We start from the raw sequence: 15003 nt of genomic DNA, 5'->3' as shown, positions 1-15003 counted from the left end.
GGATATCACTCAGCGCTGTCTTCTGCTGCACTGAGGTTACCAGCATTTTCGGACGTGGAGACGGCCTCGGCGGGCGTTTCCACGGTATCGCCATCGTTCGTGGCGGGAGCGTCGTTCTGCTCCTCGTCGTCCTTCTCCGCGTTGCGGGCGATGGAGAGGATCTCGTCGCCCTTGTCGGGCTTGGCAAGCGTGACGCCCTGCGTGGTGCGGCCGGTGCGCTTGACCTCGGCCACGTCGGAGCGGATGACCTTGCCGGACTTCATGATGGCCATGACCTGATCGTCCTCGTTCACCACGAGTGCGCCGACCAGCGAGCCACGTCCCTCGGCCAGCTGCACGGCCTTCACGCCATAGCCGTTACGGCCCTGGAGGCGGTATTCGGAGATGGCGGTGCGCTTGGCGAAGCCCTCGTCGGTGACGACGAGCAGGTCGTCCTCGGACTGTTCGGGCACCACGTCCATGGCGAGCAGCTCGTCGCCGTCGCGGAACTTCATGCCCTGCACGCCGGCGGTCTGGCGGCCCATCGGTCGCAGCTGCTCGTCGTTGGCGGAGAACTTGAGGCTCATGCCGTGGCGGGAGACGAGGATGATGTCGTCATCGGCGTTGCACAGCGAGGCGCCCACGAGCTCGTCGCTCGTGCCGTCCTCGGATTCCATGAGTCGCACGGCGATGAGGCCGCCCTGACGCGGGGAATCGTATTCGGCGAGCTTCGTCTTCTTCACCTTGCCGCTCTTCGTGGCGAGCACCAGGTAGTCGGCGACCTCGTAGTTCGGGATCGACAGCACCTGCTGGATCTTCTCCTCGGGGGCGAGCTGCAGCAGGTTCGCCACATGCTGGCCCTTGGAGTCGCGCGAGCCTTCCGGCAGCTCGTAGCCCTTGAGGCGGTACACGCGTCCCTTGTTGGTGAAGAACAGCAGCCAGTTGTGCGTGCTGGTGAGGAAGAAGTGGTCCACCACGTCGTTCTCACGCAGCCGCGCGCCCTTGATGCCCTTGCCGCCGCGGTGCTGGGCGCGGTATTCGTCGGCCTTGGTGCGCTTGATGTAGCCGGAGTGCGTGACGGTGACGACCACGTTCTCCTCGGCGATGAGATCCTCCATGTTGACCTCGCCGCTGAACGGCAGGATCTTCGTACGACGCTCGTCGCCGTACTTGTCGATGATCTCGTCGAGTTCGTCGCCCACGATCTTGCGCTGGCGTTCCGGCTTGGCGAGGATGTCCTCATAGTCGGCGATCTTGCGCATGAGCTCCTCGTGCTCGTCGAGGATCTTCTGGCGTTCGAGGGCCGCGAGTCGGCGCAGCTGCATGGCCAGGATGGCGTCGGACTGCACCTGGTCCACGTCCAGCAGGTCCATGAGGCCGCTGCGTGCGGCTTCCACGGTGGGGGAGCGGCGGATGAGGGCGATGACCTCCTCGATCATGTCGAGGGCCTTCAGGTAGCCCTGAAGGATGTGGTCGCGCTCCTCGGCCTCGCGCTTGAGGTAGCGGGTGCGGCGCTCGATGACCTCGAGCTGGTGGTTCACCCAGTGGCGGATGAACGCGTCGAGCGAGAGCGTGCGCGGCACGCCGTCGACCAGCGCGAGCATGTTCGCGCCGAACGTCTGCTGCAGCTGCGAGTGCTTGTACAGGTTGTTGAGCACGACCTTCGGCACGGCGTCGCGCTTGAGCACGAGCACGAGACGCTGGCCGGTGCGGCCGGAGGTCTCGTCGCGCATGTCGGCGATGCCCTGGATCTTGCCGTCGCGCACGCCCTCGCGGATGGAGGCGGCCAGACGGTCCGGGTTCACCTGGTACGGCAGCTCGGTGACCACGAGGCACATGCGGCCCTTGATCTCCTCGGTGTTCACCACGGCGCGCATGGTGATCAGACCACGGCCGGTGCGGTACGCCTGCTCGATGCCCTTGTGTCCGAGAATCGTGGCGCCGGTCGGGAAGTCCGGTCCCTTGATGATGCCGATGAGCGCGTTGAGCAGCTCCTCGCGGCTGGCTTCGGGATGGTCGAGCGCCCAATGCACGCCTTCGCCCAGCTCGCGCATGTTGTGCGGCGGGATGTTCGTGGCCATGCCGACGGCGATGCCGGAGGAGCCGTTCGCCAGCAGGTTCGGGAAGCGCGCGGGCAGCACGGTCGGCTCCTGCGTGCGGCCGTCGTAGTTGGGCACGAAGTCCACGGTGTCCTTGTCGATGTCGCGCACCATCTCCATGGCGAGCGGCATCATGCGGCACTCCGTGTAACGCATGGCGGCGGGCGGGTCGTCACCGGCCGAGCCGAAGTTTCCCTGGCCGTCGACCAGCGTGTATCGCATGGACCACGGCTGGGCCATGCGCACGAGCGAATCGTAGATGGCGGCGTCGCCGTGCGGATGGTAGTTGCCCATCACGTCGGCCACAGGACGCGCGCACTTCGAGTAGCCGCGGTCGGGACGGTAGCCGCCGTCGTACATCGCGTACACGATGCGGCGGTGCACCGGCTTCATGCCGTCGCGCACGTCCGGCAGGGCGCGTTCCACGATGACGGAGATGGCGTAGTCGAGGTAGGACTGACGCATCTCCTGCTGGATGTCGGTGTGCTGCACGCGGTTCTCGTCCAGCACGAGTTTCTCGCCGGCCTGCGGGCTGGTGGGCTCCATCGAGCGTTCGGCACGCTCGTCGTTCTGCTCAGCCTCGCTGCCGCTGTTGTTTTCGTCTGCCACTTGGTTTTCCTTTTGTCTGATTTCGGCTCCCCTCTCCGAGGGGAGCTGTCGACCGCAGGGAGACTGAGGGGAGTCGACTCCTTGACGGGGTTTCTCCCCTCAGTCAGCTTCGCTGACAGCTCCCCTCAGCGAGGGGAGCCTAGAAGAGGTCACGCATCGATGAAGCGAACGTCCTTGGCGTTGCGCTGGATGAAGAGGCGGCGGGGTTCCACGTCGTCGCCCATCAGCATGGAGAACGTCTCGTCGGCCGCGGCCGCGTCCTCGATGTGGATCTGCTTGAGGATGCGGTGCTCGGGGTCCATGGTCGTCTCCCACAGCTCCTGGTACGTCATCTCGCCCAGACCCTTGTAGCGCTGGATACCTTCGCCCTTAGGCAGCTGACGGCCGGCGGCCTTGCCCTCGGCGAGCTTGGCGTCACGCTCGGCGTCGGTGTACACGTAGTCGTGGTCGCCGCGCGTCCACTTGAGGCGGTAGAGCGGCGGCATGGCCACGTACACGTAGCCGGCGGTGATCATCGGTCGCATGTAGCGGAAGAACAGCGTCAGGTTCAGCGTGGCGATGTGCGCGCCGTCGACATCGGCATCGGCCATGATGATGACCTTGTGGTAGCGCACCTTGGAGATGTCGAAGTCCTCGCCGTAGCCGCCGCCGACCGCGGTGATCAGCGATTCGATGGTGTCGGACTTCATGATGCGGTCGATGCTCGCACGCTCGGTGTTGAGGATCTTGCCCCTGAGCGGCAGGATGGCCTGCGTCTCCGGATTGCGGCCCTGGATGGCGGAGCCGCCTGCGGAATCGCCCTCGACGATGAACAGCTCGCATTCCTCGGGGTTGCTCGACTGGCAGTCCTTGAGCTTGTCGGGCATGCCGGCGGTCTCGAAGATGGACTTGCGGCGCGTCGATTCGCGGGCCTTCTTGGCGGCGATGCGGGCGCGGGAGGCCTCGATGCCCTTCTGCACGATGAGCTTGGCTTCCTTCGGATGCTCGCCGAACCAGTCGGTCATCTTCTCGGTCATCACACGCTGCACGAAGGTCTTGGCCTCGGAGTTGCCGAGCTTGGTCTTCGTCTGTCCCTCGAACTGCGGGGTGGTGAGCTTCACGGAGATGACGGCGGTCAGGCCCTCGCGCACGTCGTCGCCGGAGAGGTTCTCGTCCTTGTCCTTGAGGATGTTCTTCTCGCGGGCGTAGCGGTTCACCAGGCCGGTGAGCGCCGCGCGGAAGCCCTCCTCGTGGGTGCCGCCCTCGGTGGTGGAGATGGTGTTGGCGAACGTGTGCACCGATTCGGAGTAGGCGCCCGTCCACTGCATGGCGATCTCGGCGGAGATGCCGAGCTTGAGGTCCTCGGCCTCGATGTCGATGATGTCGTCGACCACGGGCGCGGCCTTCTTCGCCTTCACCAGGTACTCCACGTAGTCGCGGATGCCGTTGACGTACTGGTAGGTCACGGTCTGGTGCTGGCTTTCGGCGGCGTTCCCGTCGTCGCCGGCCACTTCGTCGCCGGCCTCGTCCACATGGCGCAGGTCGGTGAGCGAGATCTTCAGGCCCTTGTTGAGGAAGGCCATCTGCTGGAAGCGAGAACGCAGCGTCTCGAAGTCGTATTCGGTGGTCTCGAAGATCGCGGGGTCGGCCCAGAAGGTCACGGAGGTGCCGGTGTGCTCGTCGGCGCCCATGGGCTCGCCCTGCTTGAGTCGGGCCTGCGGCTTCTGGTCGATGTAGGTCTGCGTCCAGTGGAATCCCTGGCGACGCACCTCCACGTCCACGCGGGTGGAGAGGGCGTTCACCACGGAGATGCCCACGCCGTGCAGGCCGCCGGAGACGGCGTATCCGCCGCCGCCGAACTTGCCGCCGGCGTGCAGCTTGGTCATCACGGTCTCGACGCCGGAGATGCCCTCGCCCGGCACGATGTCGACCGGGATGCCTCGGCCGTCGTCGACCACGCGGATGCCGTTGTCGGGAAGGATCGTCACCTCGATGTGCGAGGCGTATCCGGCGAGCGCCTCGTCGACGGAGTTGTCGACGATCTCATAGACGAGGTGATGCAGGCCGCGCGGGCCGGTCGATCCGATGTACATGCCCGGACGGATGCGAACGGCTTCGAGGCCTTCGAGCACCTTCAGATCGCTGGCGTCGTAATGCTTCGGTGCAAGCGAATCGTCGAGCTGGGCGTCTTCGAGCTGGTCGTCGGTCGTGGAATCGATGTTCTGATTTTCGGATATGGATTCGGGCGGATTCTGGGTCTGGTCTGTCACCAACTATCCTTTCCAACTAGCCCGCGTCGCGGAGGCGAAAAATCCGACGTTTCAGACGTCTTGCGTGGCTTCTTGCAAAGGTGCCATGCCCAAAATCTCGAAATATGGGGCCTTCCGCGCGCTTTCAATACTGGCTATAGGGTACTAGCCAACAGGGACATTATGCCGTCCTGAGCCATTCTACGCAATACCCGCCGGGAACCCCATACGAAAACGACGTCAGTACCGGCCGCGGGGCCGCCACTGGCCGGTGGACCGGTCGTTGGCGCCGTGCTTGAAGCTGCCCGACCGCGGTCCGGTCACGACGATGCGGTCGAGCGGCATGCCCTTCAGCCGTTCGGCGATGGTCTTCTGCATCTGCGGAATCATATACGTCAACTGGGTGGCCCATACCGAGGACTCGGCCTGTATCGTCAGCACGCCGTCCCTGTACGAGGCCACGCGCGAATGCTGTGCGATGCCGGGGCCCACGACCTGGTCCCAATGGCGGCCGAGCTGCGCGATCATGAGGTGCGGCCGCCAGTTGCCCTGGGTCGCAAGCCCGGAAAGCACCGACGACAGCGTGCTCGGGTCGCGTCCGGGCTTGCCGAAGTTCTGCCATGCGGCGCGGGCGCGCTCCTTCCGCCTCGCGATGCCGGACGCGCGGTTCGTATAGCGTTCGAACACCCGCTCCTCGAGTTTGCGCGGGTCGAGATGCAGCAGTTCGGCAGCGGGCACGTTGCGCCGCGCCGGAGCCGTCCCCCTGCCGCCGGAGCCGCCCGCGTTCCCGCCACGTTCAGTCCGCTGCATCGATGAGCTCCTGCACGTCGATGCGGTTGGCCTCCAGACCGGCCGGCATATCGGTTTCGGCCGCCATGGTGATGAGCACCTGGCTCTGCCGGCCCGCGAAGTCGACGATCTGGCGACGCCTTGATTCGTCCAGCTGGGCGAACACGTCGTCGAGGATGAGCAGCGGGTCGTCGCCGCGTTCGTCCTTCAACAGTTCGAACAATGCCATCTTCAACGCGAGGGCGAGCGTCCACATCTCGCCGTTCGACGCGTATTCGCGGGCCGTAAGCCCGTTGAGCTCGAAGATGACGTCGTCGCGATGCGGACCGATGAGATTCTGCGCACGCGCCACCTCGCCGGCGTAGATGCGCTGGAAATGCTGGCTTATGGCCGCATGCGCGTTCATCCGGGCGTCCATGGCGTCGTCGCCCCCGAATCCGTCAGCGACGACGTTCGACGCCGACGACGGCCCAGCCGCCGTCTCGCCGCCGAGCGCCCCCAGCTGCCGCATCTCCTCGAACGACGGCGCATAGACGAGCCGCGCATGATGACGTTCGCCGGCCAGCGAACGGTAGATTCGGGAGAACGGCCCATCCAGCCGTTCCACGACCTTCGCGCGCAGCGAGGTCAATGCCATACCGGTTTCGATGAACTGTCCGGTCCAGATCTCCAGGCCGCTGAGCGCCGTGTCGACGGGGGCGCCGGCCATCTGCCGCTGGCTGAGCTGCCGCAGCAGCGCCGAACGCTGCTTGGCGGTCTGATTGAACCGCTGCAACGCGTCGTAATAGTCCAGAAGCAGCTGCGAGGCCGCCTGATTGAGGAACGAGCGCCGGTTCGCCGGATCGGCCGAGACAAGCCGCTGGTCCTCGGGGGAGAAGGTCACCGAGGGGATCTTGCCGACGACGTCGCGCATATACAGCGATTTTCCGGAGTTGATGCGCGCACGGTTCGCGCCGCGCACGGGGATGGAGACCTCGTACAGCGTCGTGACGCCGGAGTCCTCCACGTTGGCGCGGACAGTGGCCTTCGCCGTGCCGGCACGCACCAGCGGGGCCGAGGAGGTCACGCGATGGCTGGATCCCGTCGACAGCACCTCGAGCGCCTCCACGATGTTCGTCTTGCCCAGACCGTTCGCGCCGACCAGCACGTTCAGTCCGGGCTCGAAATCGACGACGAGCTGATGCCATGATCGAAAATCATCCAACGCCAATCGAGAAACGAACATCGTAAATGTTCACCTTTACAGAATAATTATGCATCGTCATGCATAAGAAAATAGTACGCGGACTATTTTCGAGTGGGTAGATTCCTTCCGCAAAATCGGGGGAGGGGGCCTTGGCGGCATCCCCTCCACCCCGTATCGCCGTCACCGGTCGAAGACATGACGAAGCGACGTGAACTGTCGGTCATCAGTCGGTGAAGCGCATCGGCACGAGCAGGTAGCGGTAGTCGAGCGACTCCTCGGAGTCGGCCTCCTGCTGGCCGTTGAACTCCACGGCCTTCACCGCGGTCGTCATCTTCATGCGGACGTATGGTTCGGCGATGGCCGAAAGACCTTCGATGAGATAACTCGGGTTGAACGCCACGGTGATGTCCTCGCCGTCCATGTCGACCGGCAACGATTCGGTGGCCTGCGACTCGTCGGCGGCGCCGGCGGACAGCACCACCTCGTCGCCGGAGAACACCATGCGAATCGGGGCGTTGCGTTCGGCGACCAGAGCGACTCGGCGAATCGAATCAAGCAGACGCTGTCTGTCGAGCACCGCGTGAATCGGATATTCGTCGGCGAACAGACGGTCGACGGCAGGGAACTCGCCGTCGATCAGCTGCGCGGTCGACGTGCGGCCGGCGTTTTCGAAGCCCATGAGCACCGGCTTGTCGGCGTCGAAGTCGAGCACCACGTTCTGGCTGGTGTTCAGCGAACGGGCGACATCGCGCAGCAACGATCCGCGTACCAGCGCGACGGTTTCGAGCTCCGGATTCTCGGGGGTCCAGGCGAAGCTGGCCCTCGAAAGACGGAATCGGTCGGTGGCCGTCATCACCACGCGGTCGCCGGAGAACTGCATCTTCACGCCGGTGAGCACCGGGCGGTTCTCCTCGCGAGCCACCGCGACCGACGATTGAGTGATGGCGTGGGCGAAGGTGTCGGCGTCGACCTGGCCGAGCTTCGCCGGCACGATCGGCAGATCCGGGTATTCGTTCTCGGGCATGAGCTGCAGCGAGAACGAGGACTTTCCGGAGGAGATGATGAGCTTGGATCCCTCAGTGCTCAGATATGTCTTCTCCGCCGGCAGCGATTTGGCGATGTCCGCCAGCAGCTTGCCGAGAACGACCGCCGTTCCCGGCTCGTCAATGCCTGCCTCGATGTGATGACGAGCGGATACCTCGTAGTCGAATGCGGAAAGCTGCAGCGTTCCGTCTATTGCTTCAAGCTTTACACCGGAGAGAATCGGGGTCGTGGGTCGGACGGGGATGACCCGTGACGTCCATGCCACGGCATCGGCAAGCGCTGCGGAGTCGATTTCTGCCTTCATTGCTGTTCCTTGCTATAGGGATTCGAAAAATGCTGGTTTTCATTCTACTGGGGATATCTTCGCTTATCCCCAGAGATATCCCGTCGCTGATGGGGATGATGACTACACGAAGTAGATGAATAAGTAGTTGTAGTAATAAGGGCTGTGGAAAATGTGGATAACTCCGATTTCCATTGCTATGCCTAGGGTACAGCATTCCGACCGAATGTGGATAACTTGCGGATGGGATGTGGATAACTAGGGCGGTTTTCCACAGATGCGTCGAAACCGCGATTTTTCAACATTTCAGGGCCGGTTTTCAACGGCTTTCCCACAGGTTTTCCACCGCAAAAACGGGGGTTATCCACGGGTTTTCGCCCGAGACGTGGATAACTATGTGGATAACTTTCCCGAAAAAGTCGCGCCCGCGGCGTGTTGAAATCCCCAGACGCGACGACGATGTGGATAACTGCCTTGCTCGTGAATCAGGCCCCCGGATTGGTGTGACGCTTGATGCGGCCGGTGAGCTCGTTGACGTAGTTGTACACCTCGCGCTTCTGCGCCATGCCGGCCTGGATCTTCTTGTAGGCGTGCATGACCGTGGAATGGTCCCTGCCGCCGAAGATCTCGCCGATATCGACCAGCGAGAGGCTGGTGAGCTCGCGCGTCATGTACATGGCGATCTGGCGCGCCAGGGCCACGTTCTTCGCTCGCCACGGGCCGACGAGGTCGTCGAACGACAGCTGGAAGTACTGGGCCACCTGCGTGATGATGTCGGTCGGCTTGATTTCCACCTCGGTGGTGAAGAAGTCCTGCAGCGTCTGCTCCGCCAGTGTGCGGGTGATGGCCTGGTTGTTCAGGCTGGCCATGGCGGTCACTCGCGTCAGCGCGCCTTCCAGCTCGCGGATGTTATCCGTAACCTGTTCGGCGATGAGATCGAGCACGTCGTTGGGAATCTCCAGATTGGAGATCTGCGCCTTCATGCGCAGGATGGCGATACGGGTCTCGCGGTCCGGCGGCTTGACGTCCACGGACAGGCCCGAATCGAAGCGGGAGATCAGACGGGCCTCGAAGCCCTTGAGGTTCTTCGGCGCCACGTCGGACGCGATGACAATCTGCTTGTTGGCGTCGTGCAGTGCGTTGAACGTGTGGAAGAACTGCTCGAGCGTCGCCTCCTTGCCGCCAAGGAACTGGATGTCGTCGATGAGCAGCACGTCGACCTCGCGGTAGCGGCGGTTGAACTCGGCTATCAGGCCGTTGGCCTGCGCCTCGCCCTGCAGCGACTCGATGAACTCGTTGGTGAACTCCTCGGAATTCACGTAGCGCACCTTGAGCGAGGGGTCCTCGCGCAGCGCATAGTTGCCGATGGCGTTGAGCAGGTGGGTCTTGCCCAGACCCGATCCGCCATACACGCACAACGGGTTGAACGCGCGTCCCGGGGCCTCGGCCACGGCCAGGGCCACGGCGCGGGCGAAACGGTTGGAATCGCCGGGGACGAAGGTGTCGAACGTGGCGTTGCGGTTGAGATGCGTCTCCTCGTCACGGGCCACCTTGGTGCCGCCTGCCGGCACTCCGGGAACGGCGATGGTGTTCTCCAGCGGGTTCTTGACGGCCACGTCGGAGAAGTCGTCGAGCTTCTCCTGGACGAACTTACCCCCCGAAGGCATCTTCGGCAGGTCGTTAAACGTTTTCGCGCTATTCGCAAAGCGACTGGCCGATTCACCGCGGCCAGATGATTTCGCGCCCGACCGGTCCGAGGCCCTTCCGGAATTCGATTTGCCCGAGGACCTGGTCGACGACTTGCCGCTCTTCGCCGATGACTGGCGCGAGGAGACTCCCGAGCCTCCGGAGCGCGAACGGTTTGACGATCCCCGGCCCGAACGGGACGGAGAGCCGCCGCCGTCGGACTGCGTCGACGGCGCATGGGGCACGATCTTGATAAGGGGAATGAGCGGCTCGCCGCCGTTCGCCGCCTGCAGCGCGTGCAGCACGGCCTCCTTGTTCTCTATGGTGATGCGCGTGATCTCGTTGGAGGCGTTGAGCACGATCATCGAATCGAACACGCTGACCGGCGTGATGTCCTCCACGCAGCTCATGTCACGCGGACTGAGCGTATCGTCGTGACGAAGGCTGTCGCAGGCGACCGTCCAGATGCGATACGCATCTTCCGCCGGCGACGCGGCATCCATGGCCATCTGCTCCTCCTTTACCGTTGACGGATGCGATACAGATACACTTTTATACGCCCTTCAAAACAAGTTATCCACAAGCTCGCGTGTTGAAAACACTGGATTGTGAATAACATTTGTGTAGTTTGTGGATAACAGGGGTGCAATTTGTGGATAACTTTTCCCCGCAAAGCGTTGAAAAACAAGCGCTTTGAAGAAACCACCCGAGTTATCCACAATCGTCGATGTGGATAAATGTGGATAACGTGAATAACTTTGTGAATGTTCGGTGGCCTCGGGATGGACGGAAGTTTGACTCAGTACAGCGCTGCGTGTAGGCTAGAACAGCTTGACTCATGAGGAGCCGTGCTTTTGCATGGCCAAAAATAACCGGGAGCAAAACTATGAAGAGGACATTCCAGCCGAACAACCGCCGTCGTCACATGAAGCACGGTTTCCGTGCCCGCATGCGCACCCGTTCCGGCCGCGCGCTCATCAACCGTCGTCGCGCCAAGGGCCGCAAGGTTCTTTCCGCCTGAGATCCCTCGGCGGCAACGCAAAGTTAGTCGGTAAACCGCAGACAAAGAATCATCGGTTACTGAAGTGGAACGGCTGAAAAGCCATCGCGACTTCGTCGGCGTATTGAAAACCAGGGCCAAAGTATCCAGCAAGGATCTTGTGGTCCATTTTCATGTTCGCCCGAGGAACATCGCGGAGGACGCGACGACCAGGGGGGACGGCATGGCCGACCCCGCGGCCCGGCGTCTCGGACTCGCCGTATCCAAGGCCGTAGGTAACGCGGTGACCAGGAACAGCGTCAAGCGCCGCTTCCGCGTATTGGCCCGGCAGCACGAATCGCTGCTGCCGGACTCATGCGACGTGATCATGCGCGCCAAGCCGTCCACCCCGAAGGCGGAGTTCGCTTCGCTCGACCAACAGGTGGGGATGCTGTTCGAGCGCGTGGCGCATCGGGTGGCGAAGGCCGAGGCGGCGGCAGCCGCAGGCGAGACCCGCAGTGCGCGCGATGCCCATGACGCCGGCGACGTCCGTCCGAAGGGCGAGCCCAGGCCATGAGCGTCGTGGCCGGAGCGATGATAGGGGCGATCCGCTGGTATCAGCGCAGAATATCGCCGTTGTTCGGCCCCTGCTGCAAATACTATCCGTCGTGCTCGCACTATGCCGTGACCGCGGTCGCCCGGTTCGGGGCGTTGAGGGGCGGCGTGCTCGCCGCACTCAGACTGCTGCGTTGCCGGCCATGGAGCATCGGGGGAATAGACGACGTTCCCCGGCAATTCTCTCTGTTCTATCGTTTTTCATGGTCCAAGGCCCATGAGGAGCCTCGGCTGACGCCGCTGAACTACGACCTGAACGACGAGGAGACATCAACGGAGCGTAGCAATCGTAGTGATCACCATGATGCCTCCGTTCATTCCGCTCCGTCGAGCCTTTAAGGAGGCAAATCCGTGACACCGTTGAATCAGAACGTGTTCTACCTGGACAACGCCAGCTTCTTCGCGTTCTTCTACAAGATTCTTTACCCCATCGAATGGCTGATGACCCACCTGCTGGTCATCTTCCACAAGGCGCTGACGTTCCTGGGCTTCCAGGACGGCCCGGGCGCCGCATGGTGGATGTCCATCGTGCTGCTCGTGATCTTCGTGCACCTGTGCATCCTGCCGATCTTCGTGCGCCAGATGAAGTCCATGCAGAAGATGCAGGCCATCCAGCCGAAGCTGCAGCACATCCAGGCCAAGTACAAGGGCAAGACCGATCCGGCCAGCCGCGAGGCCCAGCAGCGCGAGACCATGAAGCTCTACCAGGACATGGGCGCCAACCCGGCCGGCTCCTGCCTGCCGCTGCTCATCCAGTCGCCCATCTTCATGACCATGTTCTACGTGCTCTCGTCCGTGAGCTACGTCGCGCGTGGCGTGAAGGCCCCGTACGGCGCGTTCACCGTCGAGGTGGCTAAGGACTTCGAGGCGACGCACGTGTTCAACGTGTCGCTCGCCAGCATGTTCTCCACCTCCGGCTCCAGCGCCCGAATCACCATCGGCGTCTTCATCGCGCTCATGTGCGGTCTGATGTTCCTGCAGCAGTACTACAACCTGCGCCGCAACCTGCCGCGTGAGTCCATGCAGGGCCAGCAGTACAACATGCAGCGTTCGATGATGTTCATCTTCCCGCTCATGTACATCTTCTCCGGTGCCACGTTCCCGTTCGGCGTGCTCGTGTACTGGCTCACCAACAACGTGTGCAACCTCATCCGTACCATCTGGCAGGTCGAGCACATGCCCACCCCGGGCTCGCCGGCCGCCGAGACCCGCGCCCGCCGTGTGCGCAAGCGCGAGGAGGAGCGCCGCAAGCGCAAGGGCCTGCCGAGCGTCGAGGAGGAGGCCCTCGCCAAGGCCAAGGCCGCGGCCGCCGAGCGTGCCGAGCAGGGCCACCAGCGCCAGCAGCCGAACCGTAAGAAGAACAAGAGCAAGAAGAACCGCTGAGCGGATTGCGCCGGCTCTTCGTCCGGCGTGATTCTCCGTGTTCCCCTTGGGCTGCGGGGCGTTCCGTACCGTGGTCCCGGCCGCGGGCGGCGACGCCGGCCCGCAGCCGTCATGTGGCCGTACCGACGGTGATACCCGCCGATACGGCCACATTGCGACCTGTCGAAATGATAAATCTACGTAACTTTTCGGCCGTCGGTCTGGAATGTGGCGTGGTGTCGATGGCACCGTGCGATTAGACTGACTGGTATTGCGTGAATTTAAGGAGTTTTCAATGTCTCAATCAGACGATAGGACGGTCGATCAGCTCAATGAGGAAGCTGATATCGCCGCCGATTATCTCGAAGGACTGTTGGACATCGCCGACTACGAAGGCGATATCGAAATGGGCATTCGCAACAACCGGCCGGTCGTGCAGATCGTCGCCGACGACGACACCGACATCAAGCATCTGATCGGGCGCAAGGGCGAGGTCGTCGACGCCCTGCAGCAGCTGACCCGCCTGGCCGTGCAGCAGAAGACCGGCGAGCGTTCGCACCTGATCGTGGACGTCGACGGCTACCTCAAGCGCAAGCGTCAGCGTCTGCGCAACATGGCGCTGGACGCCATCGACGAGGTCCGCGAGACCGGCGAGCCGGTGTCCCTCGACCCGATGAACTCGTTCGAACGCAAGATCGTCCACGACGTGGTGCGTGAGGAGGGCATGAAGTCCCGCTCGCACGGCGAGGAGCCGCACCGCTACGTGACGGTGTACCGCAAGGCCGCAGCCCAGCCCGCCGAGGCCGATGGCGACGTGGACTCCGACGTCGAGGAGTTCGACGAGGAGTAGTTCTTGAGGGGCAGGCTTATAGGGAGCAGGTTTCGATGAGGAACGCCTCGTCGGACCTGCGACGAGGCGTATACGGATTGCCGTGGAACCCGGCTATGCCCCGGTTGTGACCCAGTCGTCATGATTTGATTGGCATGACCTGGCTGTTATGCCCCGGTGTCATGATTCAGTGTCATGACTTTACGAAGAGGGCCGGTCCGCCTTGTTGGACCGGCCTTTTCCGTCTTGGACCCCTTGTTTGCCCGACCTGAGACCGTCCTCTTTTCGGCCTTACCGGTTCCATATTGTTCCGGCCTCCATACCCGTCCAGTGGTCGGTTTTGTGGGTCTGCCGAATCGATTTTGTGGGTCAAGCCGTTTATCTACGGGTTTGTGGGTCTAAGACATACATGGGGAGGCCGAAAACCCCTTCCTTATGAATGGGTTGGCCGACTTTCGGATTGTCGGCCGCAGGGGTCGGATATCATCGGACATATTGACGGTTTTCCGGCGTATCGACAGGATTTTGACGTAATCCAGGATTTTGACGTAATCGAGGTGCATACATGACCGATCAGCTTGAAGGCTCGCCGCTTATCGCCGAGGTTCTCGGCCCGGCTGCGGAGCCGCTTGCGAAGTTCCATGCCAAGCTCGAGAAGGAGGGGGAGCCGCGTGGCCTGATCGGGCCCCGTGACGTGGATATTCTCTGGGAGCGGCATATTCTCAACTCGGCGGCCGTCGTGCCGTTCATTCTCGAGGCGCTTGGGGCCAAGGACCGTGAATCGGCCACCGGTCAGCTCGCCGACGTCGGCAGCGGAGGCGGATTCCCCGGCATCATCGTGGCGGCTTGCCTGCCGAACGTGAAGGTGTCGCTTATCGAGCCGATGGAACGTCGCGTGGACTGGCTCAGCGAGGTCGTGGTCGAGCTGGGGCTGAAGAACGTGCGCATCGTGCATGCGCGCGCGGAAGACGCCGTCAGGCCCGGCGCCGGCTTCGATGTGGTGACCTGCCGTGCCGTCGCCCCGATGCGCAAGCTCGCCGGCTTCACCATGCCGTTGCTGCGGCCCGGCGGGCGTCTGGTGGCGCTCAAGGGCAAAAGCGCGCAGGCGGAGATCGACAAGGGCATGAAGCTCATCCTGCGTGCCAAGGGCGTGAATCCGCGTGTGGTCGAGGCTCCGGTTGCCGACGGCCTCGAATCCACGCACGTCGTGCTTGTCGACAAGAAGAAGTAACGGCGGTTGCGGCCGGCGACGCCGGTTTGGAGAGAAGGCGCCGGTCGGAACGACAGGCATGCCTGCAGAAAGGCCTCGGTCATC

The 15003-nt window shown here is 63.0% G+C and carries 11 protein-coding genes and 1 pseudogene; 6 read left to right on the top strand and 6 right to left on the bottom strand.

Going from position 1 to position 15003, the window contains the following annotated elements:
- Nucleotides 1–5: 5 nt before the first annotated feature.
- The 6 genes from gyrA to dnaA form a co-directional block, all read right to left on the bottom strand.
- Nucleotides 6–2687: a DNA gyrase subunit A gene (gene gyrA, locus CS006_RS03620; RefSeq protein ID WP_100510368.1), complete on the bottom strand. Its 2682-nt coding sequence runs from the start codon at nt 2685–2687 to the stop codon at nt 6–8.
- Between the two features lie 149 nt (nt 2688–2836).
- Nucleotides 2837–4903 carry a DNA topoisomerase (ATP-hydrolyzing) subunit B gene (gene gyrB, locus CS006_RS03615; RefSeq protein ID WP_279324818.1) on the bottom strand — a complete coding sequence of 689 codons (2067 nt, stop codon included), beginning with the start codon at nt 4901–4903 and terminating at the stop codon, nt 2837–2839.
- A 252-nt stretch (nt 4904–5155) separates the two neighbouring features.
- Complete coding sequence (locus tag CS006_RS03610) at nt 5156–5725, bottom strand: DciA family protein (protein ID WP_100510366.1); 570 nt, start codon at nt 5723–5725, stop codon at nt 5156–5158.
- Complete coding sequence (gene recF, locus CS006_RS03605) at nt 5712–6929, bottom strand: DNA replication/repair protein RecF (RefSeq protein ID WP_100510365.1); 1218 nt, start codon at nt 6927–6929, stop codon at nt 5712–5714. The genes CS006_RS03610 and recF overlap by 14 nt, the downstream gene beginning before the upstream one ends.
- 184 nt (nt 6930–7113) lie before the next feature.
- Nucleotides 7114–8238, bottom strand: coding sequence for a DNA polymerase III subunit beta (gene dnaN / locus CS006_RS03600; RefSeq protein WP_100510364.1), 1125 nt, complete (start codon nt 8236–8238; stop codon nt 7114–7116).
- A gap of 464 nt (nt 8239–8702) precedes the next feature.
- On the bottom strand, nt 8703–10412 hold the full coding sequence (dnaA, locus tag CS006_RS03595) for a chromosomal replication initiator protein DnaA (RefSeq protein ID WP_423734824.1): 1710 nt from the start codon (nt 10410–10412) through the stop codon (nt 8703–8705).
- Between the two features lie 377 nt (nt 10413–10789).
- Here dnaA and rpmH point away from each other — a divergent pair, with 377 nt between their 5' ends.
- The 6 genes and pseudogenes from rpmH to rsmG all read left to right on the top strand — a co-directional run bounded on the left by rpmH (nt 10790) and on the right by rsmG (nt 14919).
- Nucleotides 10790–10924: a 50S ribosomal protein L34 gene (gene rpmH, locus CS006_RS03590; protein ID WP_093961566.1), complete on the top strand. Its 135-nt coding sequence runs from the start codon at nt 10790–10792 to the stop codon at nt 10922–10924.
- 64 nt (nt 10925–10988) lie between these two features.
- Nucleotides 10989–11369, top strand: a pseudogene (gene rnpA, locus CS006_RS03585) (ribonuclease P protein component); the annotation flags it as partial.
- An 86-nt stretch (nt 11370–11455) separates the two neighbouring features.
- On the top strand, nt 11456–11836 hold the full coding sequence (gene yidD / locus CS006_RS03580; RefSeq protein ID WP_100510362.1) for a membrane protein insertion efficiency factor YidD: 381 nt from the start codon (nt 11456–11458) through the stop codon (nt 11834–11836).
- A gap of 21 nt (nt 11837–11857) precedes the next feature.
- A complete protein-coding gene (gene yidC / locus CS006_RS03575) occupies nt 11858–12880 on the top strand; it encodes a membrane protein insertase YidC (RefSeq protein ID WP_100510361.1) in 1023 nt (340 codons plus the stop codon).
- A gap of 274 nt (nt 12881–13154) precedes the next feature.
- The gene (locus tag CS006_RS03570) at nt 13155–13709 is read left to right on the top strand and encodes a Jag family protein (protein WP_100510360.1); all 555 of its coding nucleotides are present in this window, start codon (nt 13155–13157) and stop codon (nt 13707–13709) included.
- A gap of 544 nt (nt 13710–14253) precedes the next feature.
- On the top strand, nt 14254–14919 hold the full coding sequence (gene rsmG, locus CS006_RS03565; protein ID WP_100510359.1) for a 16S rRNA (guanine(527)-N(7))-methyltransferase RsmG: 666 nt from the start codon (nt 14254–14256) through the stop codon (nt 14917–14919).
- The last annotated feature ends 84 nt before the right edge of the window (nt 14920–15003 follow it).

Origin of the sequence: Bifidobacterium primatium (genome assembly GCF_002802875.1) — a bacterium.
In the GTDB taxonomy this organism is placed as follows: domain Bacteria; phylum Actinomycetota; class Actinomycetes; order Actinomycetales; family Bifidobacteriaceae; genus Galliscardovia; species Galliscardovia primatium.
The sequence above is the reverse complement of the archived record's forward strand: the minus strand, read 5'-3'. Positions and strand labels throughout refer to the sequence as shown.

What these genes read in the sequence shown, in the direction of transcription:
- recF (WP_100510365.1), bottom strand. Translation starts at nt 6,929, where the DNA reads ATGTTCGTTTCTCGATTGGCGTTGGATGATTTTCGATCATGGCATCAG.
- dnaN (WP_100510364.1), bottom strand. Translation starts at nt 8,238, where the DNA reads ATGAAGGCAGAAATCGACTCCGCAGCGCTTGCCGATGCCGTGGCATGG.
- CS006_RS03610 (WP_100510366.1), bottom strand. Translation starts at nt 5,725, where the DNA reads ATGCAGCGGACTGAACGTGGCGGGAACGCGGGCGGCTCCGGCGGCAGG.
- rsmG (WP_100510359.1), top strand. Translation starts at nt 14,254, where the DNA reads ATGACCGATCAGCTTGAAGGCTCGCCGCTTATCGCCGAGGTTCTCGGC.
- CS006_RS03570 (WP_100510360.1), top strand. Translation starts at nt 13,155, where the DNA reads ATGTCTCAATCAGACGATAGGACGGTCGATCAGCTCAATGAGGAAGCT.
- yidD (WP_100510362.1), top strand. Translation starts at nt 11,456, where the DNA reads ATGAGCGTCGTGGCCGGAGCGATGATAGGGGCGATCCGCTGGTATCAG.
- rpmH (WP_093961566.1), top strand. Translation starts at nt 10,790, where the DNA reads ATGAAGAGGACATTCCAGCCGAACAACCGCCGTCGTCACATGAAGCAC.
- dnaA (WP_423734824.1), bottom strand. Translation starts at nt 10,412, where the DNA reads ATGGCCATGGATGCCGCGTCGCCGGCGGAAGATGCGTATCGCATCTGG.